Annotated in this window: 23 protein-coding genes; 4 read left to right on the top strand and 19 right to left on the bottom strand. The window is 71.7% G+C overall.

All coding sequences use genetic code 11. The annotated features are described in order from the left end of the window. Nucleotides 1–2 precede the first annotated feature (2 nt). Complete coding sequence (gene fahA, locus ACZ7LK_RS06355) at nt 3–1,229, top strand: fumarylacetoacetase (RefSeq protein WP_392272574.1); 1,227 nt, start codon at nt 3–5, stop codon at nt 1,227–1,229. 207 nt (nt 1,230–1,436) lie between these two features. Here the strand turns inward: fahA and ACZ7LK_RS06350 are convergent, their stop codons facing one another. The 16 genes from ACZ7LK_RS06350 to ACZ7LK_RS06275 all read right to left on the bottom strand — a co-directional run bounded on the left by ACZ7LK_RS06350 (nt 1,437) and on the right by ACZ7LK_RS06275 (nt 19,377). Then, nucleotides 1,437–2,252 (bottom strand): dioxygenase family protein, encoded by an 816-nt coding sequence (locus ACZ7LK_RS06350; RefSeq protein WP_471138706.1) that lies wholly within the window; start codon nt 2,250–2,252, stop codon nt 1,437–1,439. Between the two features lie 43 nt (nt 2,253–2,295). Continuing rightward, complete coding sequence (locus ACZ7LK_RS06345; protein WP_392272576.1) at nt 2,296–3,240, bottom strand: helix-turn-helix transcriptional regulator; 945 nt, start codon at nt 3,238–3,240, stop codon at nt 2,296–2,298. 119 nt (nt 3,241–3,359) lie between these two features. Further along, nucleotides 3,360–5,024, bottom strand: coding sequence for an NADH-quinone oxidoreductase subunit NuoN (gene nuoN / locus ACZ7LK_RS06340; RefSeq protein WP_392272577.1), 1,665 nt, complete (start codon nt 5,022–5,024; stop codon nt 3,360–3,362). Continuing rightward, nucleotides 5,021–6,649 carry an NADH-quinone oxidoreductase subunit M gene (locus ACZ7LK_RS06335; protein WP_469464061.1) on the bottom strand — a complete coding sequence of 543 codons (1,629 nt, stop codon included), beginning with the start codon at nt 6,647–6,649 and terminating at the stop codon, nt 5,021–5,023. Before ACZ7LK_RS06335 ends, nuoN begins: the two co-directional genes overlap by 4 nt. A gap of 4 nt (nt 6,650–6,653) precedes the next feature. Beyond that, nucleotides 6,654–8,594, bottom strand: a complete 1,941-nt coding sequence (gene nuoL / locus ACZ7LK_RS06330; protein ID WP_471138704.1) for an NADH-quinone oxidoreductase subunit L — start codon at nt 8,592–8,594, stop codon at nt 6,654–6,656. An 11-nt stretch (nt 8,595–8,605) separates the two neighbouring features. Beyond that, a complete protein-coding gene (gene nuoK, locus ACZ7LK_RS06325) occupies nt 8,606–8,905 on the bottom strand; it encodes an NADH-quinone oxidoreductase subunit NuoK (protein WP_069927518.1) in 300 nt (99 codons plus the stop codon). Next, a complete protein-coding gene (locus ACZ7LK_RS06320) occupies nt 8,902–9,747 on the bottom strand; it encodes an NADH-quinone oxidoreductase subunit J (RefSeq protein WP_392272580.1) in 846 nt (281 codons plus the stop codon). The genes nuoK and ACZ7LK_RS06320 overlap by 4 nt, the downstream gene beginning before the upstream one ends. Then, nucleotides 9,744–10,379, bottom strand: coding sequence for an NADH-quinone oxidoreductase subunit NuoI (gene nuoI / locus ACZ7LK_RS06315; RefSeq protein ID WP_392272581.1), 636 nt, complete (start codon nt 10,377–10,379; stop codon nt 9,744–9,746). The genes ACZ7LK_RS06320 and nuoI overlap by 4 nt, the downstream gene beginning before the upstream one ends. Continuing rightward, a complete protein-coding gene (nuoH, locus tag ACZ7LK_RS06310) occupies nt 10,372–11,730 on the bottom strand; it encodes an NADH-quinone oxidoreductase subunit NuoH (RefSeq protein WP_471138701.1) in 1,359 nt (452 codons plus the stop codon). The genes nuoI and nuoH overlap by 8 nt, the downstream gene beginning before the upstream one ends. Then, nucleotides 11,727–14,225: an NADH-quinone oxidoreductase subunit G gene (locus tag ACZ7LK_RS06305; protein WP_471138699.1), complete on the bottom strand. Its 2,499-nt coding sequence runs from the start codon at nt 14,223–14,225 to the stop codon at nt 11,727–11,729. Before ACZ7LK_RS06305 ends, nuoH begins: the two co-directional genes overlap by 4 nt. After that, entirely contained in the window at nt 14,222–15,565 is a 1,344-nt protein-coding gene (gene nuoF / locus ACZ7LK_RS06300) for an NADH-quinone oxidoreductase subunit NuoF (RefSeq protein WP_392272584.1), read from the bottom strand. Before nuoF ends, ACZ7LK_RS06305 begins: the two co-directional genes overlap by 4 nt. Continuing rightward, nucleotides 15,565–16,380, bottom strand: a complete 816-nt coding sequence (nuoE, locus tag ACZ7LK_RS06295) for an NADH-quinone oxidoreductase subunit NuoE (RefSeq protein WP_392272696.1) — start codon at nt 16,378–16,380, stop codon at nt 15,565–15,567. Before nuoE ends, nuoF begins: the two co-directional genes overlap by 1 nt. 20 nt (nt 16,381–16,400) lie before the next feature. Further along, the gene (locus ACZ7LK_RS06290; RefSeq protein ID WP_392272585.1) at nt 16,401–17,723 is read right to left on the bottom strand and encodes an NADH-quinone oxidoreductase subunit D; all 1,323 of its coding nucleotides are present in this window, start codon (nt 17,721–17,723) and stop codon (nt 16,401–16,403) included. After that, nucleotides 17,720–18,448 carry an NADH-quinone oxidoreductase subunit C gene (locus tag ACZ7LK_RS06285; RefSeq protein WP_392272586.1) on the bottom strand — a complete coding sequence of 243 codons (729 nt, stop codon included), beginning with the start codon at nt 18,446–18,448 and terminating at the stop codon, nt 17,720–17,722. The genes ACZ7LK_RS06290 and ACZ7LK_RS06285 overlap by 4 nt, the downstream gene beginning before the upstream one ends. Beyond that, the gene (locus ACZ7LK_RS06280; protein WP_126885586.1) at nt 18,445–18,999 is read right to left on the bottom strand and encodes a NuoB/complex I 20 kDa subunit family protein; all 555 of its coding nucleotides are present in this window, start codon (nt 18,997–18,999) and stop codon (nt 18,445–18,447) included. The genes ACZ7LK_RS06285 and ACZ7LK_RS06280 overlap by 4 nt, the downstream gene beginning before the upstream one ends. Nucleotides 19,000–19,017: 18 nt before the next feature. Further along, on the bottom strand, nt 19,018–19,377 hold the full coding sequence (locus tag ACZ7LK_RS06275) for an NADH-quinone oxidoreductase subunit A (protein WP_392272587.1): 360 nt from the start codon (nt 19,375–19,377) through the stop codon (nt 19,018–19,020). 692 nt (nt 19,378–20,069) lie between these two features. On the opposite strand from ACZ7LK_RS06275, the gene ACZ7LK_RS06270 reads away from it, so the two are divergent. Continuing rightward, nucleotides 20,070–20,906 carry a C40 family peptidase gene (locus ACZ7LK_RS06270; RefSeq protein WP_392272588.1) on the top strand — a complete coding sequence of 279 codons (837 nt, stop codon included), beginning with the start codon at nt 20,070–20,072 and terminating at the stop codon, nt 20,904–20,906. Here ACZ7LK_RS06270 and ACZ7LK_RS06265 read toward each other — a convergent pair. Both ACZ7LK_RS06265 and ACZ7LK_RS06260 read right to left on the bottom strand, forming a co-directional pair. Further along, nucleotides 20,870–22,156 carry a benzoate/H(+) symporter BenE family transporter gene (locus ACZ7LK_RS06265; RefSeq protein ID WP_392272589.1) on the bottom strand — a complete coding sequence of 429 codons (1,287 nt, stop codon included), beginning with the start codon at nt 22,154–22,156 and terminating at the stop codon, nt 20,870–20,872. The genes ACZ7LK_RS06270 and ACZ7LK_RS06265 overlap by 37 nt on opposite strands. A gap of 22 nt (nt 22,157–22,178) precedes the next feature. Next, nucleotides 22,179–23,069: an NAD(P)-dependent oxidoreductase gene (locus ACZ7LK_RS06260; RefSeq protein WP_392272590.1), complete on the bottom strand. Its 891-nt coding sequence runs from the start codon at nt 23,067–23,069 to the stop codon at nt 22,179–22,181. A 105-nt stretch (nt 23,070–23,174) separates the two neighbouring features. Here ACZ7LK_RS06260 and ACZ7LK_RS06255 point away from each other — a divergent pair, with 105 nt between their 5' ends. After that, nucleotides 23,175–24,176, top strand: a complete 1,002-nt coding sequence (locus ACZ7LK_RS06255) for a GlxA family transcriptional regulator (protein ID WP_392272591.1) — start codon at nt 23,175–23,177, stop codon at nt 24,174–24,176. Here ACZ7LK_RS06255 and ACZ7LK_RS06250 read toward each other — a convergent pair. Then, entirely contained in the window at nt 24,142–25,434 is a 1,293-nt protein-coding gene (locus tag ACZ7LK_RS06250; protein ID WP_392272592.1) for a geranylgeranyl reductase family protein, read from the bottom strand. The two genes, ACZ7LK_RS06255 and ACZ7LK_RS06250, sit on opposite strands and share 35 nt — an antisense overlap. 98 nt (nt 25,435–25,532) lie before the next feature. Here ACZ7LK_RS06250 and ACZ7LK_RS06245 point away from each other — a divergent pair, with 98 nt between their 5' ends. Continuing rightward, a complete protein-coding gene (locus ACZ7LK_RS06245) occupies nt 25,533–26,099 on the top strand; it encodes a GNAT family N-acetyltransferase (protein ID WP_469464065.1) in 567 nt (188 codons plus the stop codon). The last annotated feature ends 11 nt before the right edge of the window (nt 26,100–26,110 follow it).

Raw genomic sequence — 26,110 nt, 5'->3', positions numbered from 1 at the left:
CGATGCCCGAGCAGAGCCCGCTCGACCTGACCGAAGGCGACCCCTTCGGCCCGCACAACCTTCCGTACGGCGTCTTCACCACCGCCGACGAGCCCGGCCGCCGCCGGCTCGGCGTCCGCATCGGCGACCACGTCCTGGACGCGGGGGCGGCCGCGCACGCGCTGGGCTCGCCGTACGCGGCCCTGCTGGCCCAGCCGAGTCTCAACCCGCTGCTCGCCGCCGGCCGTACGGCCTGGCGCGACGTCCGCCGCGCGCTCACCGCCTGGCTGACGGTCCCGGCGCACCGCCCCGACATAGAGCCGCTGCTGCACCCCCTCGCCGGCGTGACGCTCCACCTGCCGTACGAGGTCGCCGACTACGTCGACTTCTACGCCTCCGAGCACCACGCCACCAACGTCGGCAGGATCTTCCGCCCGGACGGGGAGCCCCTCACCCCGAACTGGAAGCACCTGCCGATCGGCTACCACGGCCGGTCCGGCACGGTCGTCGTCTCCGGTACGGACATCGTCCGCCCTGCCGGGCAGCGCAAGGCGCCCGCGGACCCGGCGCCGGTCTTCGGCCCGTCCGTCAAGCTGGACATCGAGGCGGAGGTCGGCTTCCTGGTCGGCACCCCCTCCGAGCTCGGCCGGCCCGTGCCCCTCGCGTCCTTCCGGGACCACGTCTTCGGCCTGACGCTCCTCAACGACTGGTCGGCCCGCGACATCCAGGCGTGGGAGTACGTCCCCCTCGGCCCCTTCCTGGGCAAGTCCTTCGCGACCTCCGTGTCCGCCTGGGTGACCCCCCTGGAGGCGCTGGACGCCGCCCGGGTGGCGCCGCCCGCCCGGGACTTCCCGCTGCTCCCCTACCTGGACGACGCCACCGACGACGAGCCGGGCGGCTTCGACCTGCACATCACCGTGCGCATCAACGGCGAGACGGTCTCCGAGCCGCCCTTCTCGACCATGTACTGGACGGCCGCGCAGCAGCTCGCGCACATGACGGTCAACGGCGCCTCGCTCCGTACCGGCGACCTGTTCGGCTCCGGCACGGTCAGCGGCCCGGAGGTGCACCAGCGCGGCTCGCTCCTGGAGCTGACCTGGAACGGCCAGGAGCCGGTCGAACTGTCCACCGGCAAGCGGACGTTCCTGGAGGACGGCGACGAGGTCGTGCTGACCGCCTGGGCCCCGGGCCCGGACGGCACGAAGGTGGGTCTCGGCGAGGTCGCCGGCCGGATCACCGCCGCGCGCTGACCCGCACCGGCCACCCGCCGCCGGGCGCGGGCCGCAACCGGCCACCCGCCGCCGGGCGCCGGCCGGACGGCCCGCCCGGCGGCGCCGCCGGAGGACGGCGGTGCGGGCCGGCGGGCGGGCCGTGGGGGGAGCCCGCCGCGGCCCCGCACCACCGGAGCGGCGGCACGGGTCCCCCGCCCGTTCCCCCGCCCGCTCGTGGCCGGCCGGTCAGCCGGCCCGCCACAGGGCCGGCGCCTTCGGCGGCTCCCAGCCCGGCTGCGCGGTGTGGCCCTGGAGGCACCCGTAGGCCAGGCCCCCGTACGTGACGCGGTCACCCGGCCGGTACGTGGTGCCCGCCGCCCAGGTGGAGCCACCGGGCGGCGGGGTCGGGTCCGGGCCGGGCCCGGGGGTCTGCGGCACCTCCAGGACGTAGTCGAACGCCGCCTCCCGGCCGCCCCCCGCGTCCCGCACGGTCATCAGCAGCCGGGGGTCGAACAGCGCGTCGGTGTTGTTGCGGGGCTCCCCGGGGAAGTAAAGCTGGGTCGTCAGCACCGGGCGGCCGGGCGCCTGGAGCTTGACGTGCAGGTGCCTGGTCCGGCCCGGGTACAGCCCCGGCACGATGGTGGTCAGGGTGAACGCCCCGCCCTCGCCGGTGAACTGGTGGCCACGGAAGCGGAAGCCCGTGTTGTCGTACGCCCCGTTGGCGTCGGCCTGCCAGAAGTCCAGCAGCACCCCGCTCAGCGGGCGGCAGGCGAGTCCGAAGACGTAGCCGCTGACGGTGAGGCGGGTGCCCGGTGCGCCGGGCTCCAGCAGGGAGGTGCGCCGGGGCGAGTGGGGCTTGAAGTAGGGGCCTTCCATCTGCGGCGGGGTGGGGTCGTCGCCGTCGTCGCAGGCCGGGGTGGGCGCGGGCGCGGTGCCGGTCGCGGTGGTGCCGGCCAGGGCCGTACGGGCCAGCGCCGGTACGCCCATCAGCGCGGCGGGCGCGGTGACTCCGGCGGCGAGCGCGGCGCGCAGCACGGTCTTGCGGCTGGGGTGTCCGTCCATGCCAGCTCCTCGTGAAGGGGGGCGTCGGGGATCGGCACCGAACCTACGCAGCCGGTCCCGGGCGGGCGATGGACTCGATCCGGTGGTCGTGGTGAATATCGCCGCCGCGCCGGAACGCGCCGGGGCTCAGGCCGGTCTCGCGCCGGAAGAAGCGGCAGAAGTACGCCGGATCGGCGAAGCCGACGCGGGCCGCGACCTGCCGCACCGTCAGCCCGGTGTGCGCCAGCAGTCGTTTGGCCTCGTGGGTGCGGGCCTCCCGGACCAGTTGCCCGGGGGTCCGGCCGGTGGCGGCCTTGACCGTCTCGGTGAGGTAGCCGGTCGTGACGCCGATGCGGTCGGCGCAGGCGCGTACCGACCACAGCCCGGGATCGGTGCGGGCGAGGAGCCGGGCGAAGGCGTCGGCGACCGCCCCGGGGCGGGTGGTGCCGGGGGCGGTGCCGACGGCGGGGCCGGGTAGCCGGGCGGCCCGGACGACCAGGACGTGCAGCAGGGCCCGCAGGACGCTGGGGAACCCCTCGGCCCCGCGCCGGTACTCGTCGTGGAGGTCGGCCGTCAGACGGGCGATCCGGTCGTGCTCGTGGTCGTCGAGCGTCAGCCAGGGGCGTTCGGCGAAGCCCCGCAGCACGTCCCGGTCGCCGGGGTGATCGAGCAGGAAGTCCTCGGTGAAGAGCACCACGGTTCCGTCGAGCCCCCTCGCGTCCTCCCAGTGGTGGACCTGCCCCGGTGCGATCACGCACAGGTGGGGCGGGTCCAGTTCGAACCGGGCGAGGTCCAGCACGTGCGCGCCGGTTCCGGCGGTGATGTGGACGATCTCGTAGAAGGTGTGCCGGTGCGGGAAGTCGGCCCTCGACATCGGCCCGATGGTGTCGAAGGTGCCGATCGCGAACGGCAGGGCGTTGGGCATGGGCACTTCGAGGCGGTGCATGGGCAGGACGCCCTCCTCGGGTGCGGTGCAGGGCGTGCCGGGTAACACGGTGGTGCCGCGCATCGTTCGCTCCCCTTCACATGGTCCAGACCAATCCGGTGGTGTCACGATGGCACGCGTACGCAGGGCCCGGCACCCCCACTCGGGTACCGGGCCCTGCGCGACGGCCTGCCGGCCGGACCTCAGCGGACGAAGACGCCCGCCTGGCCGGCCAGATCGAGGAAGTACTGCGGTGCGACGCCCAGCACCAGCGTGACGGCGACGCCGACGGCGATGGTCGTCATGGTCAGCGGCGACGGCACGGCGACCGTCGGCCCCTCCGGCTTGGGCTCACTGAAGAACATCAGCACGATGACCCTGATGTAGAAGAACGCGGCGATCGCCGACGAGATGACGCCGACCACCACCAGCGTCCCCGCGCCGCCCTCGGCCGCCGCCTTGAAGACGGCGAACTTGCCGGAGAACCCGGAGGTGAGCGGGATGCCGGCGAAGGCGAGCAGGAACACCGCGAACACGGCCGCGACGAGTGGCGAACGCCGCCCGAGCCCGGCCCACTTGGACAGGTGTGTGGCCTCGCCGCCCGCGTCCCGCACCAGGGTGACGACGGCGAAGGCGCCGACCGTCACGAAGGAGTAGGCGCCCAGGTAGAACAGCACGGACGACACCCCGTCGGGCGTGGCCGCGATGACACCGGCGAGGATGAACCCGGCGTGGGCGATGGACGAGTAGGCGAGCAGCCGCTTGATGTCGGTCTGGGTGATGGCGACGACCGCGCCGCCCAGCATGGTGACGATGGCGACGCCCCACATGACGGGCCGCCAGTCCCAGCGGAGCCCGGGGAGGACCACGTACAGCAGGCGCAGCATCGCGCCGAACGCGGCGACCTTCGTCGCGGCCGCCATGAAGCCGGTGACCGGTGTGGGGGCGCCCTGGTAGACGTCCGGGGTCCACATGTGGAACGGCACCGCGCCGACCTTGAACAGCAGCCCCATCAGCACCATGGCGAAGCCGATGAGCAGCAGGACGTCATTGCCCATGGTCTGGGCGAGCGCCGGGGTGATGTCGCCGACCGAGCCGTCCACCACATCGGCGATGCGGGCGTACGACACGGAGCCCGCGTAGCCGTACAGCAGGGCGATGCCGAACAGCAGGAAGGCCGAGGAGAAGGCGCCCAGCAGGAAGTACTTGACCGCGGCCTCCTGCGACATCAGCCGCTTGCGGCGGGCGACGGCGCACAGCAGGTACAGCGGCAGGGAGAAGACCTCCAGCGCGATGAACAGCGTCAGCAGGTCGTTGGCCGCCGGGAAGACGAGCATCCCGCCCACGGCGAACAGCACCAGCGGGAAGACCTCGCTGGTGGTGAACCCGGCCTTGACGGCGGCCTTCTCGTGGTCGCTGCCGGGCACGGCGGCCGCCTCGGCGGCGAACGAGTCGACCCGGTGCCCGTGGTGGGCGGGGTCGAGCCGCCGCTCGGCGAAGGTGAAGACGGCGACCAGCGAGGCCAGCAGGATGGTGCCCTGGAGGAACAGCGCGGGCCCGTCGACCGCGATGGCGCCCATCGCGACGATGCCGGCCTTGGTGGTGGCGTGCCCGCCGGCCGCCAGGGCGACGACCGCCGCGAAGGAGGCGGCGAGCGCCACGACGGTGAGGAACACCTGGGCGTGGTAGCGGACCCGGCGCGGCACGAAGGCCTCCAGCAGCACGCCCACCACGGCGGCGCCCACCACGATCAGCGTGGGTGCGAGCTGGGCGTACTCGATGGCCGGTGCGCCGATCTTGTCGGCGGCGGCCGGTTCGGCCGCCGCTGTCCACAGGCTGTGGACAGCGGCTGCGGCTGTTGCGCTCACTTGGCCGCCTCCACATCTTCAGCAGGTACGGTCGGTTCCGGGTCCTTCTGGTGCACGTCGGACATGGTGTGCCGGACGGCCGGGTCGACGATCTCGGTCAGCGGCTTCGGGTACACGCCCAGGAGCAGCAGCAGGGCGATCAGCGGGGCGACCACCACCAGTTCCCGCGCCTTGAGGTCGGGCATCGCCCGCACCTCCTCCTTCACCGGGCCCGTCATCGTGCGCTGGTAGAGCACCAGCGTGTAGAGCGCGGCGAGCACGATGCCGGTGGTGGCGATGACGCCCGCCACCGGGTACCGGGCGAACGTGCCGACCAGCACCAGGAATTCGGAGACAAAGGGGGCGAGGCCGGGGAGCGAGAGCGTGGCCAGGCCGCCGATGAGGAACGTCCCGGCCAGGACCGGCGCCACCTTCTGCACCCCGCCGTAGTCCGCGATGAGCCGCGACCCGCGCCGGGTGATCAGGAAGCCGGCCACCAGCATCAGCGCGGCCGTCGAGATCCCGTGGTTGACCATGTACAGCGTCGCCCCGGACTGGCCCTGGCTGGTCATCGCGAAGATGCCCATGATGATGAAGCCGAAGTGGGAGATCGACGCGTAGGCGACCAGCCGCTTGATGTCCCGCTGGCCGACCGCGAGCAGCGCCCCGTAGACGATGCTGATCAGCGCCAGCACGATGATCGCCGGGGTGGCCCACTTCGACGCCTCGGGGAAGAGCTGGAGGCAGAAGCGGAGCATCGCGAAGGTGCCGACCTTGTCGACGACGGCGGTGATGAGCACCGCCACCGGCGCGGTCGCCTCGCCCATCGCGTTGGGCAGCCAGGTGTGCAGCGGCCACAGCGGGGCCTTCACCGCGAAGGCGAAGAAGAACCCGAGGAAGAGCAGCCGCTCGGTGGTGGTGGCCATCTCCAGCGACCCGCTCGCCCGGGCCTCGGCGATCTCCGTGAGGGAGAAGCTCCCGGCGACCACGTACAGCCCGATGACGGCGGCCAGCATGATCAGTCCGCCGACCAGGTTGTAGAGCAGGAACTTGACGGCGGCGTAGGACCGCTGGGCCGCCGCGTTCTCGTCCGTGCCCGTGTGGGCGCGGTCCCCGAAGCCGCCGATGAGGAAGTACATCGGGATGAGCATGGCTTCGAAGAGGATGTAGAAGAGGAAGACGTCGGTGGCCTCGAAGGAGAGGATCACCATCGCCTCGACCATGAGGATCAGGGCGAAGAAGCCCTGGGTCGGACGCCAGTGAAGAGGGGACCGGGTCTCCTCGGGGCCTCCCCCGCTCGAGCGGAGCCGAGAGCTCGGGGAAGGGTCGGCGTCGTGCCAGCCCGCCAGGATGATGAACGGGATCAGCAGCGCGGTGAGCGCGATCAGCGCCACCCCGATGCCGTCCACACCCAGTTCGTACCGGACGCCGAAGTCCGCGATCCAGGAGTGGGACTCGGTGAGCTGGTAGCGCGCGCCGCCCGGTTCGAACCGGACGGCCACGGCCGCGGCCAGGCCCAGCGTGGCCAGCGAGACCAGCAGGGCCAGCCACTTGGCGGCCGTGCGGCGCTCGGCCGGGACGGCGGCGGTGAGGATCGCGCCGGCGGCCGGGACGGCCGCCGTCAGCGTCAGGAGCGGGAACGACATGGCGTCACACCCCCCTCATCAGCAGGGTCGCGGCGATCAGCACCGCCGTACCTCCGAACATCGAGACCGCGTAGGAGCGGGCGAAGCCGTTCTGCATCCTGCGCAGCCGGCCGGACAGTCCGCCGACCGACGCGGCGGTGCCGTTGACCACCCCGTCGACCACGGTGTGGTCCAGGTAGACCAGCGAGCGGGTGAGGTGCTCGCCGCCGCGCACCAGGACGATGTGGTTGAAGTCGTCCTGGAGCAGGTCGCGCCGGGCGGCGCGGGTGAGCAGCGAGCCGCGCGGGGCGACGACCGGGACGGGCCGGCGGCCGTACTGCGCGTACGCGATGCCGACGCCGATCAGCAGGACGACGACCGTGGAGGCGGTCACCGCGCCCGCGCCGATCGGCGGGTGTCCGTGCTCGAACTCGGTCACCGGCTTCAGCCAGTCGACGAAGGCGCTGTTGAGGGAGAAGAGACCGCCCGCGAAGACCGAACCGAAGGCCAGCACGATCATCGGGACGGTCATGGACTTCGGGGACTCGTGCGGGTGCGGCATCCGGCCGGCGTGGCCCTCGGCGGCCGGTTCGGCGCTGGGCACCGCGTCGGCGTCGGGGGCGGGCTGCCAGCGCTTCTCGCCGAAGAAGGTCATGAGCATCACCCGGGTCATGTAGTACGCGGTGATGCCGGCGCCCAGCAGGGTGACCGCGCCGAGGATCCAGCCCTCGGTGCCCCCCTTGGCGAAGGCCGCCTCGATGATCTTGTCCTTGGACCAGAAGCCGGACAGCCCCGGGAAGCCGATGATCGCCAGGTAGCCGAGTCCGAAAGTGACGAAGGTGACCGGCATGTACTTCCTGAGGCCGCCGTACTTCCGCATGTCGACCTCGTCGTTCATGCCGTGCATGACCGAACCGGCGCCGAGGAACAGCCCGGCCTTGAAGAAGCCGTGCGTCACCAGGTGCATGATCGCGAAGGCGTACCCGATCGGGCCGAGTCCGGCCGCCAGGATCATGTAGCCGATCTGCGACATCGTCGAACCGGCGAGCGCCTTCTTGATGTCGTCCTTGGCACAACCGACGATCGCACCGAAGAGAAGCGTGACCGCGCCGACCACCACGACCGCCGCTTGCGCGTCCGGGGCGGCGTTGAAGATGGCGCCCGACCTGGTGATCAGGTAGACGCCGGCGGTCACCATCGTGGCCGCGTGGATGAGGGCCGAGACGGGGGTCGGGCCCTCCATCGCGTCCCCGAGCCAGGACTGGAGCGGCACCTGCGCGGACTTGCCGCACGCGGCGAGCAGCAGCATCAGCCCGATGGCCGTCAGCACGCCCTCGCCCGCCCCGTCCGCCGCCGACAGCACCGGGCCGAAGGCGAACGTCCCGAAGGTGGTGAACATCAGCATGATGGCGATGGACAGCCCGATGTCGCCGACCCGGTTGACCAGGAAGGCCTTCTTCGCGGCGGTGGCCGCGCTGGGCTTGTGCTGCCAGAAGCCGATCAGGAGGTACGAGGCGAGGCCGACGCCCTCCCAGCCGAAGTACAGCAGCAGGTAGTTGTCGGCGAGGACCAGCAGCAGCATCGCCGCCAGGAACAGGTTCAGGTAGCCGAAGAAGCGGCGCCGGCGCTCGTCATGGGCCATGTACCCGATCGAGTACACATGGATGAGCGTGCCGACGCCGGTGATGAGCAGGACGAACGTCATCGACAACTGGTCGAGCCGGAAGGCGATGTCCGCGCGGAAGCTCTCCACCGGCACCCAGCTGAACAGGTACTGGTGCAGTGCCCGGTCCTCGGCGCCCCTGCCCAGCATGTCGAAGAAGAGCACCGCCCCGATGACGAAGGAGGCGGCGGCGAGCAGGGTGCCGAGCCAGTGCCCGGCCCGGTCGAGCCGGCGGCCGCCGCACAACAGGACGGCCGCTCCCAGCAGGGGCGCCGCGACGAGCAGCGCGATCAGATTCTCCACGATTCAGCCCCTCACAGCTTCATCAGGCTGGCGTCGTCGACCGAGGCCGAGTGGCGGGAACGGAACAGCGACACGATGATCGCGAGGCCGACCACGACCTCCGCGGCGGCGACGACCATCGTGAAGAAGGCGATGATCTGGCCGTCGAGATTGCCGTGCATACGGGAGAAGGCGACGAACGCCAGGTTGCAGGCGTTGAGCATCAGCTCCACGCACATGAACACGACGATCGCGTTCCGCCGGATCAGCACCCCGGCCGCGCCGATGGTGAACAACAGGGCGGCCAGGTACAGGTAGTTGACCGGATTCACTGCGCGTTCTCCTCCTTGCGGTCCTGCGGCCTCGACGCCTGGGGCTCCGACGGGCCGCGGCCCAGGCGCTCCTCCGCGCGCTGCTCCAGCGCCTTGAGGTCCTCCAGCGCCTGCCGGGAGACGTCGCGGATCTGGCCGCGATCCCGCAGCGTCCTGCTGACGGTGAGGTCGGACGGGGTGCCGTCGGGGAGCAGGCCGGCGATGTCCACGGCGTTGTGCCGGGCGTAGACGCCGGGCGCCGGGAGCGGCGGCAGGTGCTTGCCCTCCCGCACCCGCTGCTCGGAGAGCTCCCGCTGGGTGCGGGCCGGCTCCGTGCGCTCCCGGTGCGTCAGCAGCATCGCGCCGACGGTGGCGGTGATCAGGAGCGCGCCGGTGATCTCGAAGGCGAAGACGTACGTGGTGAAGATCAGGGCGGCGAGGCCCTCGACGTTGCCGCCGGCGTTCGCCGTGCCGAGGCCCTCGAAGGTGTCCAGCGAGGCCCGGCCGATGCCGGTGACCAGCAGGATGCCGAAGCCGAGTCCGCAGCCGGCGGCCAGCCAGCGCTGGCCCTTGAGGGTCTCCTTCAGCGAGTCGGCGGCGGTGACGCCGACGAGCATGACGACGAAGAGGAACAGCATCATGATCGCGCCGGTGTAGACGATGATCTGCACGACGCCCAGGAAGTACGCCCCGTTGGCGAGGTAGAAGACCGCCAGGATGATCATGGTGGCGGCCAGGCTCAGCGCGCTGTGGACGGCCTTCTTCATCAGGATCGTGCCCAGCGCGCCGACGACGGCGACGGTGCCGAGCACCCAGAACTGCACGGCCTCACCGGTGGAGGCCGCGGCGGCGAGCGCGCTCATGCGCCGATCACCTTCTTCGACGCGGGCTCGTCGTCACCGAAGTCCGACGCGCCCTCCTGCGGCTTCCCGTCCCCGCCCTCGCCCTTGCTCACGGCCGCCTGCGGGACCGTGCCGGGGGCGGCCTCGGTGACCAGGCCCCGGTAGTAGTCCTGTTCGGTCATGCCGGGGAAGATCGCGTGCGGCGCGTCGACCATGCCCTCCTCCAGACCCGCGAGGAGCTGCTCCTTGGTGTAGATCAGGTTCTCGCGGGAGCTGTCGGCCAGTTCGAACTCGTTCGTCATCGTCAGCGCCCGGGTGGGGCAGGCCTCGATGCACAGTCCGCACAGGATGCAGCGGGCGTAGTTGATCTGGTAGACGCGGCCGTACCGCTCGCCCGGCGAGTACCGCTCCTCGTCGGTGTTGTCCGCGCCCTCCACGTAGATGGCGTCGGCCGGGCAGGCCCACGCGCACAGTTCGCAGCCGACGCACTTCTCCAGGCCGTCCGGGTGCCGGTTGAGCTGGTGCCGGCCGTGGAAGCGGGGTGCCGTGGTCTTCGGCTGCTCCGGGTACTGCTCGGTCAGCCGCTTCTTGAACATGGCCTTGAAGGTCACGCCGAAGCCGGCGACCGGATTCTGGAAGTTGCCCTCAGACACCGTCGGCCTCCTTTCCGTCACGTTCGGTTTCGGCGCCGCCACTGACGATCAGCTCGCGCTGGGAACGCGGCCGCCTGCGGGGCACCGGCGGCAGGGTCTGGCCGGGCAGCGGGGGCACGGGGAACCCGCCGGCCATCGGGTCGAACTCGGCGGGCGGCGCGCCCGTCCCCGTCTCGTCACCGGCCTTCCTGCCGCGGAAGACGTCGGCCACGAAGGAGAGCAGCAGGACCGCGATGACCGCGCCCGCCACGTACAGCACGATCTCCTGGAAGTCGTAGTTCTCGTTGCGCAGCGCCCGCACCGTCGCCACGAGCATCAGCCAGACGACCGAGACGGGGATGAGGACCTTCCAGCCGAGCTTCATGAGCTGGTCGTAGCGGACGCGGGGCAGGGTGCCGCGCAGCCAGATGAAGAAGAACAGCAGTAGCTGCACCTTGATGACGAACCAGAGCATCGGCCACCAGCCGTGGTTCGCGCCCTCCCAGAAGGTGGAGACCGGGTACGGGGCCCGCCAGCCGCCCAGGAAGAGCGTCACCGACACCGCCGATACGGTCACCATGTTCACGTACTCGGCGAGCATGAACATCGCGAACTTGATGGAGCTGTACTCGGTGTTGAAGCCGCCGACCAGGTCGCCCTCGGACTCGGGCATGTCGAACGGGGCGCGGTTGGTCTCGCCGACCATCGTGACGATGTAGATGATGAAGGAGACCGGCAGCAGGATGATGTACCAGCGGTCCGCCTGCGCCTCGACGATCGCCGACGTCGACATCGACCCGGAGTAGAGGAAGACGGAGGCGAACGCGGCACCCATCGCGATCTCGTAGGAGATCATCTGCGCGCACGAGCGCAGACCGCCCAGCAGCGGGTACGTGGAGCCGGAGGACCAGCCGGCCAGCACGATGCCGTAGATGCCGACCGAGGCGACCGCGAGGACGTAGAGCATCGCGATCGGCAGGTCGGTGAGCTGCATCGTGGTGCGCTGGCCGAAGATCGAGACCTCGTTGCCGGCCGGGCCGAAGGGGATCACCGCGATCGCCATGAAGGCGGGGATGGCGGCGATCACCGGGGCGAGGACGTAGACGACCTTGTCGGCCCGCTTGACGATCACGTCCTCCTTCAGCATCAGCTTGACGCCGTCCGCGAGGGACTGGAGGAGGCCCCAGGGGCCGTGCCGGTTGGGGCCGATGCGCAACTGCATCCAGGCGACGACCTTGCGCTCCCACACGATGGAGAAGAGCACGGTGATCATCAGGAAGGCGAAGCAGAAGACCGCCTTGACCGCCACGAGCCACCAGGGGTCGCGGCCGAACAGGGACAGGTCCTCCGCCGCCAGGGTGTAGGGGATCATGCCTCCACCTCCGTGCGGGCCGCGGAGCGCGGGGTCGTCGGGGCGAGGCGGACCAGCCGGCCGGGCACGGTACCCAGGGCGGACAGGGCGCCGCCGGGGGTCGAGTGCAGCGGCAGCCAGACCACCCGGTCGGGCATCACGGTCACTTCCAGGGGCAGTTCGACGGACCCGGCCGGGCCCGTCACCGTCAGCGGGTCGCCGTCCTTGACGCCCGTCTCCGCCGCCGTGGCCGCCGACAGCCGGGCCACCGAGGCGTGCCGGGTGCCGGCCAGGGCCTCGTCGCCCTCCTGGAGGAGGCCCAGGTCCAGCAGCATCCGGTGGCCGGCCAGCACCGCCTCGCCCTCGCCCGCGCGGGGCAGGGGCGCGGCGGACTCCACGGGGTCGCCCGCCCGGGTGCCGTCCCAGGCGCCGAGCCGGTCCAGCTCGCGCCGCACGGCGTTGACGTCCGGCAGGGCGAAGTGCGTGTCCATGGTGTCGGCCAGCATGTGCAGCACCCGCGCGTCCGTCGGGGCGAGCGTCCGGGTCATGTGCTCCGGCTTCAGCGCGGCCTCGAACATCCGGGCCCTGCCCTCCCAGTCGAGGAAGGTGCCGGACTTCTCGGCGACCGCGGCCACCGGGAGGACCACGTCAGCCCGCTCGGTGACCTCGCCCGGCCGCAGCTCCAGCGACACCACGAACGCCGCGTCCAGCGCTTCCCGCGCCCGCGCCGCGTCCGGCAGGTCGGCGACCTCGACACCGGCGACCAGCAGGGCGCCCAGCTCGCCGGTGGCCGCGGCCTCCAGGATCTGGCCGGTGTCCCGCCCGTACCGGTGCGGCAGCTCGCGCACGCCCCACGCGGCGGCGACCTCGTCCCGCGCGCGCGGATCGGTCGCGGGCCGTCCGCCCGGCAGCAGCGACGGGATCGCGCCCGCCCACACCGCGCCCCGCTCACCGGCCCGGCGCGGGATCCACACCAGCTCCGCCCCGGTCGCCGCCGCGGCGCGCACGGCCGCGGTCAGCGCGCCCGGCACTCCCGCCAGCCGCTCACCGGCCAGGATGACCGCGCCGGGCTCCCGCAGCGCCCGGGAGGCGGCGGAGCCGTCCGCGTCCAGGCCCGTCCCGGAGGTCAGCGCGTCCAGCCACTCGGGCTCCGTGCCGGGCGCGGCCGGCAGCAGGGTGCCGCCCGCCTTCTCCAGGCCCCGGGTCGCGTACGGCGCCAGCGCGTAGGTCCGCTGCCCCTTCTTGCGCCACGCCTTGCGCAGCCGCAGGAAGACGCCCGGCGCCTCCTCCTCCGCCTCCAGGCCGACCAGCAGCACGGCCGGCGCCTGCTCCAGGGAGGTGTACGTGACCCCCTGTCCGTCCAGGTCCTTGCCGTGGCCGGCGATCCGGGCGGCCAGGAAGTCGGCCTCCTCGCCGCTGTGCACGCGCGCCCGGAAGTCGATGTCGTTGGTGTCGAGGGCGACCCGGGCGAACTTGGCGTACGCGTAGGCGTCCTCCACCGTCAGCCGCCCGCCGGTGAGGACACCGGTGCGGCCCCGCACCAGGCCGCGGGCCGCCGCCTCCAGGGCCTCCGGCCAGGACGCGGGCTCCAGCTCACCGGTCGCGGCGTTCCGCACCAGCGGCGTGGTGAGCCGGTCGCGCGCTTGCGCGTACCGGAACGCGAAGCGTCCCTTGTCGCACAGCCACTCCTCGTTGACCTCCGGGTCGTTGGCGGCGAGCCGGCGCATGACCTTGCCGCGCCGGTGGTCGGTGCGGGTGGCGCAGCCGCCCGCGCAGTGCTCGCAGACCGACGGGCTGGAGACCAGGTCGAAGGGGCGGGAGCGGAACCGGTACGCCGCCGAGGTCAGCGCGCCGACCGGGCAGATCTGGATGGTGTTGCCGGAGAAGTACGACGCGAACGGGTCGCCCTCGCCGGTGCCGACCTGCTGGAGGGCGCCGCGCTCGATCAGCTCGATCATCGGGTCGCCCGCGACCTGGTTGGAGAAGCGGGTGCAGCGGGCGCACAGCACGCACCGCTCGCGGTCCAGGAGCACCTGGGTGGAGATCGGCACGGGCTTCTCGTAGGTCCGCTTGCGCCCGTCGAAGCGGGACTCGGCCTGCCCGTGGGACACGGCCTGGTTCTGGAGCGGGCACTCCCCGCCCTTGTCGCAGACCGGGCAGTCCAGCGGGTGGTTGATGAGCAGCAGCTCCATCACCCCCACCTGGGCCTTCTCGGCGACGGGCGAGGTGAGCTGCGACTTGACGACCATGCCGTCGGTGCAGGTGATGGTGCAGGACGCCATCGGCTTGCGCTGGCCCTCGACCTCGACGATGCACTGCCGGCAGGCGCCGGCCGGGTCGAGGAGGGGGTGGTCGCAGAACCGGGGGATCTCGATGCCGAGCTGTTCGGCGGCGCGGATCACCAGCGTCCCCTTGGGGACGGAGATCTCGATCCCGTCGATGGTCAGGGTGACCAGGTCTTCGGGTGGGACGGCCGCGCCGCCGCCCTGGGCGGGGCCGGATGCCATGACGGTCACGCCGTCACCTCCACGTGGTTGTCCGCCCAGGCGGTCGACCTGGCCGGGTCGAAGGGGCAGCCCTTGCCCGTGATGTGCTGCTCGTACTCGCCGCGGAAGTACTTCAGCGACGAGAAGATCGGCGAGGCGGCACCGTCGCCGAGGGCGCAGAACGACTTGCCGTTGATGTTGTCGGCGATGTCGTTCAGCTTGTCGAGGTCGCCGAGGGTGCCGGACCCGCTCTCGATGTCGCGCAGTAGCTGGACGAGCCAGTAGGTGCCCTCCCGGCAGGGCGTGCACTTGCCGCAGGACTCGTGGGCGTAGAACTCGGTCCACCGGGTGACCGCCCGCACCACGCACGTCGTCTCGTCGAAGCACTGGAGGGCCTTGGTGCCGAGCATCGAGCCGGCCGCGCCGACGCCCTCGTAGTCGAGGGGGACGTCGAGGTGCTCGTCGGTGAACATCGGGGTGGACGAGCCGCCGGGGGTCCAGAACTTCAGCCGGTGGCCGGGCCGCATCCCGCCGCTCATGTCGAGGAGCTGGCGCAGCGTGATGCCGAGCGGCGCCTCGTACTGGCCGGGGGAGGCGACGTGGCCGCTGAGCGAGTAGAGCGTGAAGCCGGGGGACTTCTCGCTGCCCATCGACCGGAACCAGTCCTTGCCCCGGTGCAGGATCGCGGGAACCGAGGCGATCGACTCGACGTTGTTCACCACGGTGGGGCACGCGTACAGACCGGCGACCGCGGGGAAGGGGGGACGCAGCCGGGGCTGGCCGCGGCGGCCTTCGAGGGAGTCGAGCAGCGCGGTCTCCTCACCGCAGATGTACGCGCCGGCGCCGGCGTGCACGGTGAGTTCGAGGTCGAGTCCGCTGCCGAGGATGTCCTTGCCGAGGTAGCCCGCCGCGTAGGCCTCGCGGACGGCCTCGTGGAGCCTGCGCAGCACGGGCACGACCTCGCCGCGCAGGTAGATGAAGGCGTGGCTGGACCGGATCGCGTAGCAGGCGATCACGATCCCCTCGATGAGGGAGTGCGGGTTGGCGAACAGGAGCGGGATGTCCTTGCAGGTGCCGGGTTCCGATTCGTCGGCGTTGACGACGAGGTAGTGCGGCTTGCCGTCGCCCTGGGGGATGAACTGCCACTTCATCCCGGTGGGGAAGCCGGCGCCGCCGCGGCCGCGCAGGCCGGAGTCCTTGACGTAGGCGATGAGGTCGTCGGGCGTCATGGCGAGGGCCTTCTTGAGCCCCTCGTACCCGTCGTGCCGCTTGTAGGTGTCCAGCGTCCAGGAGTCCGGCTGGTCCCAGAACGCGGACAGGACCGGCGAGAGCAGCTTCTCGGGGCTGGTGGTCTCGGGTGCCAACGTCATCACTCCCCCTCCTCGGCAACCGGGCCGGACGGGTGGTCGGGGTCCGAGGCCGACGTCGGCTGCGGGGCGTCGTGCGAGCTGAGGTGCCCGGAGCCGGGCGTGGGCTCGTCCCGCTTCGCCTCGCCGCGCGGGTGGACCACGCGGGCGCCGGGCGCGGCCTCGCCCTTGGCGAGCTTCAGGCCGATCAGGGAGGCGGGTCCGGCGCCGCCGGTCGCCTCGACCGCGCCGGGGCGCTCGTCGGGAAAGCCGGCCAGGATGCGGGCGGTCTCCTTGTACGTGCACAGAGGCGCGCCGCGGGTGGGTGCGACGGGGCGCCCGGCGCGGAGGTCGTCGACGAGCCGCTTGGCGGAGTCGGGCGTCTGGTTGTCGAAGAACTCCCAGTTGACCATCACCACGGGGGCGAAGTCGCAGGCGGCGTTGCACTCGATGTGTTCGAGGGTGACCTTGCCGTCGGGCGTGGTCCCGTTGTTGCCGACGCCGAGGTGCTCCTGGAGCTCCTCGAAGATCGCGTCGCCGCCCATCACCGCGCACAGGGTGTTGGTGCACACCCCGACCTGGTAGTCGCCGGACGGCTCGCGCCGGTACATGGTGTAGAAGGTCGCGACGGCGGTGACCTCGGCGGTGGTCAGGCCGAGCATCTCGGCGCAGAACCGCATGCCGGTGCGGGTCACGTACCCCTCCTCCGACTGCACCAGGTGCAGCAGCGGGAGCAGCGCGGACCGGCTGTCCGGGTAGCGGGCGACGACCTGTCGGGCGTCCGCTTCGAGCCGGGCGCGTACATCGGCCGGATAGTCGGGGGCGGGGAGCTGCGGCATCCCCAAGCTGACGTCTGTCATTACCGGTCGACGCCTCCCATCACGGGGTCGATGGACGCGACGGCGACGATGACGTCGGCGACCTGGCCGCCCTCGCACATCGCCGCCATGGCCTGAAGGTTGGTGAACGAGGGGTCGCGGAAGTGGACCCGGTAGGGGCGGGTGCCGCCGTCGCTGACGACGTGGACGCCCAGTTCGCCCTTGGGCGACTCGACCGCCGTGTAGGTCTGGCCGGGCGGGACCCGGAAGCCCTCGGTGACCAGCTTGAAGTGGTGGATCAGGGCCTCCATGGAGGTGCCCATGATCTTCTTGATGTGGTCCAGGGAGTTGCCGAGCCCGTCCGGGCCGAGGGCGAGCTGCGCGGGCCAGGCGATCTTCTTGTCGGCGACCATGACCGGGCCGGGTTCCAGCCGCTCCAGGCACTGCTCGATGATCCGCAGCGACTGGCGCATCTCCTCCAGGCGGATGAGGAAGCGGCCGTAGGCGTCGCAGGTGTCGGCGGTGGGGACGTCGAAGTCGTACGTCTCGTAGCCGCAGTACGGGTCGGTCTTGCGCAGGTCGTGCGGCAGGCCGGCGGAGCGGAGGATCGGGCCGGTGGCGCCGAGGGCCATGCAGCCGGACAGGTCCAGGTAGCCGATGTCCTGCATGCGGGCCTTGAAGATGGGGTTGCCGGTGGCGAGCTTGTCGTACTCCGGCATGTTCTTCTTCATCGTCTTCACGAACTCGCGGAGCTGGTCGACGGCGCCGGGCGGCAGGTCCTGGGCGAGGCCGCCGGGGCGGATGAACGCGTGGTTCATCCGGAGTCCGGTGATCAGTTCGTACAGGTCCAGGATCATCTCGCGGTCCCGGAACCCGTAGATCATGATCGTGGTGGCGCCCAGCTCCATCCCGCCGGTGGCGATGCACACCAGGTGGGAGGAGAGCCGGTTGAGCTCCATGAGCAGGACACGGATGATCGTCGCCCGGTCGGGGATCTGTTCCTCGATGCCGAGGAGCTTCTCCACCCCCAGGCAGTACGCCGCCTCGTTGAAGAACGGCGTCAGGTAGTCCATGCGCGTGACGAAGGTGGTGCCCTGCGTCCAGGTGCGGTACTCGAGGTTCTTCTCGATGCCTGTGTGGAGGTAGCCGATGCCGCAGCGGGCCTCGGTGACCGTCTCGCCGTCGATCTCCAGGATGAGCCGGAGCACTCCATGGGTGGACGGGTGCTGCGGCCCCATGTTGACGACGATCCGCTCGTCGTCGGCCTTGGCCGCGGACCGGGCGACCTCGTCCCAGTCGCCGCCGGTGACCGTGTAGACGGTGCCCTCGGTGGTCTCGCGGGGGCTGGCAGGTGGAGTGGTCACGAGTACGACCTCCGCTGGTCCGGAGCCGGGATCTGGGCGCCCTTGTACTCGACGGGGATGCCGCCGAGGGGGTAGTCCTTGCGCTGCGGGAAGCCCTGCCAGTCGTCCGGCATCATGATCCGGGTGAGGGCGGGGTGGCCGTCGAAGACCAGGCCGAAGAAGTCGTACGTCTCGCGCTCGTGCCAGTCGTTGGTGGGGTAGACCGCGACGAGCGAGGGGACGTGCGGATCGGTGTCCGGGGCGGAGACCTCCAGCCGGATCAGCCGGCCGTGGGTGAGCGAGCGCAGGTGGTACACGGCGTGCAGCTCACGGCCCTTGTCCCCGAGGTAGTGGACGCCGCTGACCCCCGTGCAGAGCTCGAACCGCAGGGCGGGGTCGTCGCGCAGGGTGCGGGCGACGCGCACCAGATGCTCGCGGGCGATGTGGAAGGTCAGCTCGCCGCGGTCGACGACCGTCTTCTCGATGGCGCTCGAAGGCAGGAGGCCCTGCTCCTCCAGGGCGCCCTCCAGCTCGTCCGCCACCTCGTCGAACCATCCGCCGTAGGGGCGGGTGGCCGGGCCGGGGAGGCGGACGGAGCGGACGAGGCCGCCGTAGCCGGAGGTGTCGCCGCCGTTGTTCGCGCCGAACATGCCGCGCTGGACGCGGACCTCCTCGCCGCTGTCCCCGCGCTGCCCGGGCAGGTTCTGCGCGCCGGGGTCCTGGTCGGGGTTCGGCCGGTCGGTCATCGCAGCAGCCCCTTCATCTCGATCGTGGGCAGCGCCTTGAGCGCGGCCTCCTCCGCCTCGCGGGCCGCTTCCCGGGCGTTGACGCCGAGCTTGGAGCTCTGGATCTTCTGGTGGAGCTTGAGGATCGCGTCCATGAGCATCTCCGGACGCGGCGGGCAGCCCGGCAGGTAGATGTCGACGGGGACGATGTGGTCCACGCCCTGGACGATCGCGTAATTGTTGAACATTCCGCCCGACGAGGCACAAACCCCCATGGAGATGACCCACTTGGGGTTCGGCATCTGGTCGTAGACCTGGCGCAGGACGGGTGCCATCTTCTGGCTCACCCGGCCGGCCACGATCATCAGGTCGGCCTGGCGCGGCGAGCCGCGGAAGACCTCCATGCCGAAGCGGGCCAGGTCGTACCGCCCGGCCCCGGTCGTCATCATCTCGATGGCGCAGCAGGCGAGGCCGAAGGTCGCGGGGAAGACGGACGCCTTGCGCACCCAGCCCGCGGCCTGTTCGACGGTCGTCAGCAGAAAACCGCTCGGCAGCTTCTCTTCGAGTCCCATGTGGTGCCCCTCAGCCCCTCAGTCCCATTCCAGGCCGCCGCGCCGCCACACGTACGCGTAGGCGACGAAGACGGTGAGCACGAAGAGCAACATCTCCACGAGCCCGAAAAGCCCCAGGGCGTCGAAGGTGACGGCCCAGGGGTAGAGGAAGACGATCTCGATGTCGAAGACGATGAAGAGCATCGCCGTCAGGTAGTACTTGATGGGGAAGCGGCCCCCTCCGGCCGGAGTGGGGGTCGGCTCGATGCCGCACTCGTATGCCTGAAGCTTCGCCCGGTTGTACCTCTTTGGGCCGATAAGCGTGGCCATGACCACGGAAAAGATCGCAAACCCTGCCCCGAGGGCGCCGAGCACGAGGATGGGCGCGTAGGCATTCACGCTCCTCGCTCCTTCCAGTCGTCCTTGACCGATGGACCGCACCGGGCACCGCCTCGCCGCCTCGCGAAGATCGTGCATATGTGAGGCAGTTCACAAGCCCGACTGCTTCGCATCCTATGCCCGTCGATCTGTGATCTGCGACACGGGGTACAGCAACGCCTTTGTGATCTCCACCACCCGACGAAGGATCATGAATCACCGGCAGAGGTGATCTTCATACCGCCCGTGTCCAGACACTCACAAGACGTGACATTTCCTGCGGTCGGAGCTGGTCAAGAGGGGTGCGCCCTATCAAGCTACGGCCGCTGCGGGCAAATTCGCCCTGGACTCGCACGAGTGATAAAGGACCTCGCTTCACTCACGCGAGGGGCCCGGAGGTACGGAAGTGGACACGTGCGCGCTTTCACGATCTTCCGGGCATCCCCGTCGGCGACCTCTTCGTGACGTGCGTCACTCCGGGAGGGGGCCGGGAAAAGCGGGCTTGGCCACCGGCGTGAAGGAGTGGTAAGCGCACGGCAATTCGGACGTTTCACGGAAAACCCATGATCACGGCCGTGATCACCCGAGTCCGCATTGTCCGTTACGGCGTCAATAAGGAGCACACGGAAGCGGATTCAACCGATCCGCGCGCAACTGTGGCGCAACACACGTTTCTTGAAGGGAACCGTGTGGCCCTGATAGCGGTTGTACTCATGTCCCACACCGCTCACATACCCAGCCACCGGAAGCCCCGCCGGAGCGCCTCGAAGCTCGCGCTGCGGGCCGGAGTTGCCGGTGGCGTCCTCAGCACCATCGCGGTGGCCGGTGCTGCCGGGCCGGCGAACGCCGAGCCGGTGACCGAGACCATCGAGATGCCCACCCTCAACGCGGACCTCTCCGCGGACCTGTCGAGCGCCGTCGCGGCCTCCGCCGAGACGACCCAGCGGATCGCGCTCGACCAGGAACTCCAGGCCCAGGAGGACGCGGCGGCCCTCAAGGCCTCCAAGGACGCCAAGAAGGCCAAGGCCGAGGCGGAGCGCAAGGCCGAGGCCGAGGAGGCCCAGCGCAAGGCCGAGGCGAAGGCCCAGGCCGAGGCCGCCGAGCGCGCCTCCCGCTCCTCCGAGCGCACCACGCTCTCCGCGTCCGCCGACTCCTCCGACGACGGCGGCTCCTCCGTCGACGCCGGCCAGGCGACCGGTTCCGCCGCCGCGGTCGTGGCCTTCGCCCGTGCCCAGGTCGGTGACGCGTACGTCATGGGCAGCACCGGCCCCAACTCCTGGGACTGCTCCGGACTGGTCCAGGCCGCCTACCGCCAGGCCGGCATCGATCTGCCGCGCGTCTCCGGCGACCAGTCGAGCCGCGGCACCTCCGTCTCGCTGGACAACCTCCAGCCGGGCGACATCCTCTACTGGGGCAGCAGGAGCAACTCGTACCACGTCGCGATCTACGTGGGCGGTGGCATGTTCGTCGGCGCGCAGAACCCCGGCACCGGTGTCGTCGAGCGGTCGCTCGACTACGACCCGCCGTCCGGCGCGGTCCGCGTGCTCTGAGGCGTCCGCACGACGCCCGTGGGGCCGTCGCTCCCCCGCTCGGGGTGGGAGCGACGGCCCTTCGGCGTGCCCCCGCCCAGCAGGACGTGGGCGGCCACACCGGCGATCAGGCCCCAGAACGGTGAGCCGATCCCGGCGATCGTGACGCCCGACGCGGTCGCCAGGAACGTGATGACGGAGGCCTCCCGGTCGCGTTCGTCGGCGACGGTACGGGCCAGGCTGCCCGCGATCGAGCCGAGCAGCGCCACCCCGGCCAGCGTGGCGACCAGTGCCTTCGGCAGCCCGGTGAACAGGGCGACCAGCGTGGAGCCGAAGCACCCGACCACCAGGTACCCCACCCCGCACGTCACCCCGGCGATCCAGCGCTTGGCCGGGTCCCGGTGCGCGTCGGGCCCGGTGCAGATCGCCGCCGTGATGGCCGCCGGGTTGACGGCGTGCGACCCGAAGGGCGCCAGCAGCACCGACACCAGGCCCGTCGTCCCGCACACCACCCGGCTGTCCGGCCGGTACCCGGCCGCGTTCAGCACCGCCATGCCGGGCGCGTACTGCCCCGCCAGCGTCGCCACCAGCAGCGGCACACCGATCCCGACGAGCGCCCCCACCGAGAAGCGCGGCACTGTCAGGTGCGGGACGGCCAGGCCCAGCCCCGGCAGGTCCACCGCCAGGCCGCCGGTCGCCCCCGCCACCGCCAGCCCGGCCGCCAGCGCGCACACCACGGCGTACGTCGGCACCAGGCGCCGCGCCACGAGGTACCCCAGCAGCATGGCGCCGGCGAGCAGCGGGGCGGACCGCACCGAGGTGAAGACGGCCGTACCGAAGGAGAACAGCGTCCCGGCGAGCATCGCCGCGACCACGCCCGCCGGGATGCGGGCCATCACCCGCGCGAAGACCCCGGTCGCCGTCAGCGCCGTGGCCGCCACGCCCGCCGCGAGGAACGCGCCGACGGCCTCGGCGTAACCGTGCTGGGGCAGGGCGGTGACCAGGATCGCCGCACCGGGCGTGGAGAACGCGGTGATGACCGGGGCCCGGCTCCACCAGCTCAGCCCGACGCAGGTGACGCCCGCGCCGACGGAGACGGCCCACACCCACGACGACGCCTCCGCCTCCGACAGCCCGGCCGCCGAGGCGGCGGCCAGGACGAGGGCGAGCGGCCCGGCGTAGGAGACGACCATGGCGACCGTCCCGGCGGTCACCGCGGTCAGGGGCAACGCCCCGCCGGTGCGTATCGGTCCACGCGATCCATCGGTCATGCGCTCATCGTGCCGTACCGGTTCAGGGCCGGCGGAAGGCGTCCACCAGGCGGGCGTAGCTGTCGCCGCCGTGGCCCTCGGCGACGGCCTTCGCCATCAGCTCGCGGTGCAGTTCGGGCAGCCGGCCGTCGATGCCGCGCTCCCGGCCGGCGTGCAGCAGGTGCTCGACGGCGGCCAGTTGGACGTCGATGGTGGCGTCGTCGCCCGGGTAGTGGCCGGCGTCGATCTGGCCGGCGTACCGGTCCATGAAGACGCCCACCGTGGTCAGCCAGCGGATCGCGACCGGGGTGAAGGCGCCCGCCGCCACCCCGTCCGCGCCGACCAGCGCGGTGGCGTGCAGCCAGCCGCCGAACACCGACCACATCAGCCCCAGCAGTCCCGCGTCGTACAGCGAGGCCAGCCCGGCGTCGGCGCCCAGGTCGATCGGGTCGCCGAGGACGGCGAGGGTGTCGCGGTGGGCGGCGAACACCTCGGGCGCACCGCTGTAGAGGATCATGCTGGTCCGGTGGCCCACGCCCTCCGGCGTCGTCATGATCCCGCCGTCCAGGTAGCCGGCGCCGTGGCCGGCGGCCCAGGCGGCCATCTCACGGGCCTGCTCGGGGGATCCGGAGGTCAGGTTGACCAGGGTGCGCCCGGCGAGCGACCCGGCGACCGGCTCCAGCAGGGCGGTCACGGACGCGTAGTCCAGGACGCAGACCACGACGAGGCCGCTCGCGGTGACGGCGTCGGCGACGGTGTCCGCGCGGACCGCGCCCTCCGCGACGAGGGCGTCGGCCTTGGCGGGGGTGCGGTTCCAGACAGTGGTGGGGTGGCCCGCGGCGAGGAAGGCGGCGGCCAGGGCCGAGCCCATCCGGCCCAGGCCCAGGACGGTGACGTGCGGTGCTTCGGTGTGGGTGACAAATGCGTTGCTCATGATCGTCAATCTCGCAGGGCGCCGGCGCCGCCGACAGCGGCAGGACTGCCGGGCTCCGCAAAATTCCTGCCGCGCGCCCGGCGGGGCGCGGTTACGCTCGGTCCCATGAGCCCCGGGACCGTCGCCATCGCCGTCGTACCGGACACGCGACTGGGCATCTCACCCTGGGAGATGTACGAACTGTCGATCGCCCTGGCGGTCTTCGGGATCCCGCACGACGACCTGGCCGCCCCCTGGTACGAGCTGCGCCTGTGCGGCACCGGCGACACCACGGCGGGCCCCTGGGCGCTGCGCACCGACCACGGCCTCGACGCCCTCGCCGGCGCGGACACCGTCATCGTGCCGTCCGTCCCCGAACGGGTCGTCGACGACGGCGAGGACGTTCCCGCCGACCTGGTGGAGGCGCTGCGGGCGGCGGGCGCAGCCGGGGCGCGCATGGTGTCGCTGTGCACCGGCTCCTTCGCCCTCGCCGCGGCCGGGCTGCTCGACGGCCGCCGCGCCACCGCGCACTGGCAGCACACCGCCGCGCTGGCCAAGCGCCACCCGGCCGTCATCGTCGACGACTCCGTCCTCTACACCGACGAGGGCACCGTCCTGACCAGCGCGGGCGCCACGGCGGCCCTCGACCTGTGCCTGCACCTGGTCCGGCGCGACCTCGGCGCGCGGGTGGCGAACCAGCTCGCCCGCCGTCTGGTGGTGCACGCCCACCGGGCGGGCGGCCAGGCCCAGTTCATCGACGCGCCGGTGCCGCCCGCCGACGGCGGCGACGGCCTCGGACCGGTGCTCCAGTGGGCCGTCGAGCACCTCGCCGACCCGCTGACCGTCGACGACCTGGCGCGCCGCGCCCGGATGAGCCCGCGCAGCTTTCACCGGCGCCTGCTGGAGGCCACCGGGACCACGCCCCTGAAGTGGCTGCTCCAGCAGCGCATCGCGCACGCCCAGCTCCTGCTGGAGACCACCGGCCTGTCCGTCGAGCGGATCGGCGAGAGCAGCGGGCTCGGCACGGCGGCGAACCTGCGCCGCCACTTCACCCGGACGGTCGGCGTCCCGCCGACCGCCTACCGGAAGGCGTTCAGGCCTTCGGGGCCACCTTCGACAGGCCGTTGATGATGCGGTCCATCGCGTCCCCGCCCGTGGGGTCGGTCAGGTTGGCCAGCATCTTCAGCGTGAACTTCATCAGCAGCGGGTGGGTCAGACCGCGCTGGGTCGCGATCTTCATGACCTTCGGGTTGCCGATCAGTTTCACGAAGGCGCGGCCCAGCGTGTAGTAGCCGCCGTAGGTGTCCTTGAGGACCTTCGGGTAGTTGTGCAGGGCCAGTTCCCGCTGTGCGGGGGTCGCGCGGGCGTGCGCCTGGACGATGACGTCGGCGGCGAGCTGCCCGGACTCCATGGCGTACGCGATGCCCTCGCCGTTGAACGGGTTGACCAGGCCGCCCGCGTCGCCGACCAGCAGCAGCCCGCGCGTGTAGTGCGGCTGGCGGTTGAACGCCATGGGCAGGGCGGCGCCGCGGATCGGGCCGGTCATGTTCTCGGGGACGTACCCCCAGTCCTCCGGCATCGAGGCGCACCAGGCCTTGAGCACCTCGCGCCAGTCCAGCTCCTTGAAGGAGCCGGAGGTGTTGAGGACGCCGAGACCGACGTTGGACGTGCCGTCGCCCATGCCGAAGATCCAGCCGTAGCCGGGCAGCAGCCGGTCCTCGCCCGGCCCGCGCCGGTCCCACAGCTCCAGCCAGGACTCCAGGTAGTCGTCGTCGTGCCGGGGGCTGGTGAAGTACGTCCGCACGGCCACGCCCATCGGCCGGTCCTCGCGCCGGTGCAGGCCCATCGCGAGGGACAGGCGCGTGGAGTTGCCGTCGGCGGCGACGACGAGCGGGGCGCGGAAGGTGACGGGCGTCTTGTCCTCGCCCAGCCTGGCGTGCACGCCGGTGATGCGGCCGGTGCGGTCGTCGACGACCGGGGCGCCCACGTTGCACCGCTCGTACAGCCGCGCCCCGGCCTTCTGGGCCTGCCGGGCGAGCTGCTCGTCGAAGTCGTCGCGCTTGCGCACCAGACCGTAGTCCGGGTAGCTGGCCAGGTCCGGCCAGTCGAGCTGGAGGCGCACCCCGCCGCCGATGATGCGCAGCCCCTTGTTGCGCAGCCAGCCCGCCTCCTCGGAGACGTCGATACCCATCGCCACGAGCTGCTTGGTGGCGCGCGGGGTCAGACCGTCGCCGCAGACCTTCTCGCGCGGGAACGCGGTCTTCTCCAGGAGCAGGACGTCCAGGCCGGCCTTGGCGAGGTAGTACGCGGTCGTCGAACCGGCCGGACCGGCCCCGACGACGATCACATCCGCGGTGTGTTCGGAGAGGGGCTGCTGCTCGGTCACGGCGGGGTCTCCCGAATACTCGAAACTGCGTACCGGACGGCACAGGACGTGTGCAGTCTATGGGGACGTACCGATCACCGACCGGAAGGGCCACCCCGATGACCGAGCTGCTCCCCGCCGCCGTCCAGCCCGTCGTCCAGCCCGTCGTCGGGCCCGTCGTCCAGCCCGTCGTCCGGCTGCGTGTCCCGACGCACGAGGACGCGTACGCCTGGCACCGGGTCTTCGCCGACCCGGAGGTCATGGAGTTCTTCCAGGGCGGCCCGGCCGAACTGTCCGTCTACCACGAGTTCACCGCCCGTCAGCGCCGGCACGACGCCGAGCTGGGCTTCTGTCTGTGGACACTGCTGGACGAGGACGGCGAGGTCATCGGCTTCACGGGCGCGCAGCCGTGGCCGCACGCCTGGGGACCGGCCGGCGAGGTGGAGATCGGCTGGCGGCTGGCCCGGTCCGCGTGGGGCAAGGGGTACGCCACGGCCGCCGCCCGGGTCACGCTGGAGCGGCTGCGGGCGGCGGGGGTGGAGCGGGTGGTCGCCATGGTGAACACCCGCAACGAGCGGTCGGTGGCGGTGACGCGGCGGCTCGGGATGACCCGGGCGGAGACGTACGCCATCCCCGGCAGCGGCGGGCAGGAAGGGCACTGCTTCCGCCTGGACCTGACGCCCTGATCCGCCCGGCC

The sequence above is a fragment of the Streptomyces sp. NPDC039423 genome, assembly GCF_055598725.1.
This window is presented reverse-complemented; position numbering and strand designations above follow the sequence as displayed.

Coding starts and splice junctions, on each gene's coding strand:
- fahA (WP_392272574.1), top strand. CDS start 3: ATGCCCGAGCAGAGCCCGCTCGACCTGACCGAAGGCGACCCCTTCGGC.
- ACZ7LK_RS06350 (WP_471138706.1), bottom strand. CDS start 2,252: ATGGACGGACACCCCAGCCGCAAGACCGTGCTGCGCGCCGCGCTCGCC.
- ACZ7LK_RS06345 (WP_392272576.1), bottom strand. CDS start 3,240: ATGCGCGGCACCACCGTGTTACCCGGCACGCCCTGCACCGCACCCGAG.
- ACZ7LK_RS06335 (WP_469464061.1), bottom strand. CDS start 6,649: ATGTCGTTCCCGCTCCTGACGCTGACGGCGGCCGTCCCGGCCGCCGGC.
- ACZ7LK_RS06320 (WP_392272580.1), bottom strand. CDS start 9,747: ATGAGCGCGCTCGCCGCCGCGGCCTCCACCGGTGAGGCCGTGCAGTTC.
- nuoH (WP_471138701.1), bottom strand. CDS start 11,730: ATGATCCCCTACACCCTGGCGGCGGAGGACCTGTCCCTGTTCGGCCGC.
- nuoF (WP_392272584.1), bottom strand. CDS start 15,565: ATGACGTTGGCACCCGAGACCACCAGCCCCGAGAAGCTGCTCTCGCCG.
- nuoE (WP_392272696.1), bottom strand. CDS start 16,380: ATGCCGCAGCTCCCCGCCCCCGACTATCCGGCCGATGTACGCGCCCGG.
- ACZ7LK_RS06285 (WP_392272586.1), bottom strand. CDS start 18,448: ATGACCGACCGGCCGAACCCCGACCAGGACCCCGGCGCGCAGAACCTG.
- ACZ7LK_RS06280 (WP_126885586.1), bottom strand. CDS start 18,999: ATGGGACTCGAAGAGAAGCTGCCGAGCGGTTTTCTGCTGACGACCGTC.
- ACZ7LK_RS06270 (WP_392272588.1), top strand. CDS start 20,070: ATGTCCCACACCGCTCACATACCCAGCCACCGGAAGCCCCGCCGGAGC.
- ACZ7LK_RS06265 (WP_392272589.1), bottom strand. CDS start 22,156: ATGACCGATGGATCGCGTGGACCGATACGCACCGGCGGGGCGTTGCCC.
- ACZ7LK_RS06260 (WP_392272590.1), bottom strand. CDS start 23,069: ATGAGCAACGCATTTGTCACCCACACCGAAGCACCGCACGTCACCGTC.
- ACZ7LK_RS06255 (WP_392272591.1), top strand. CDS start 23,175: ATGAGCCCCGGGACCGTCGCCATCGCCGTCGTACCGGACACGCGACTG.
- ACZ7LK_RS06245 (WP_469464065.1), top strand. CDS start 25,533: ATGACCGAGCTGCTCCCCGCCGCCGTCCAGCCCGTCGTCCAGCCCGTC.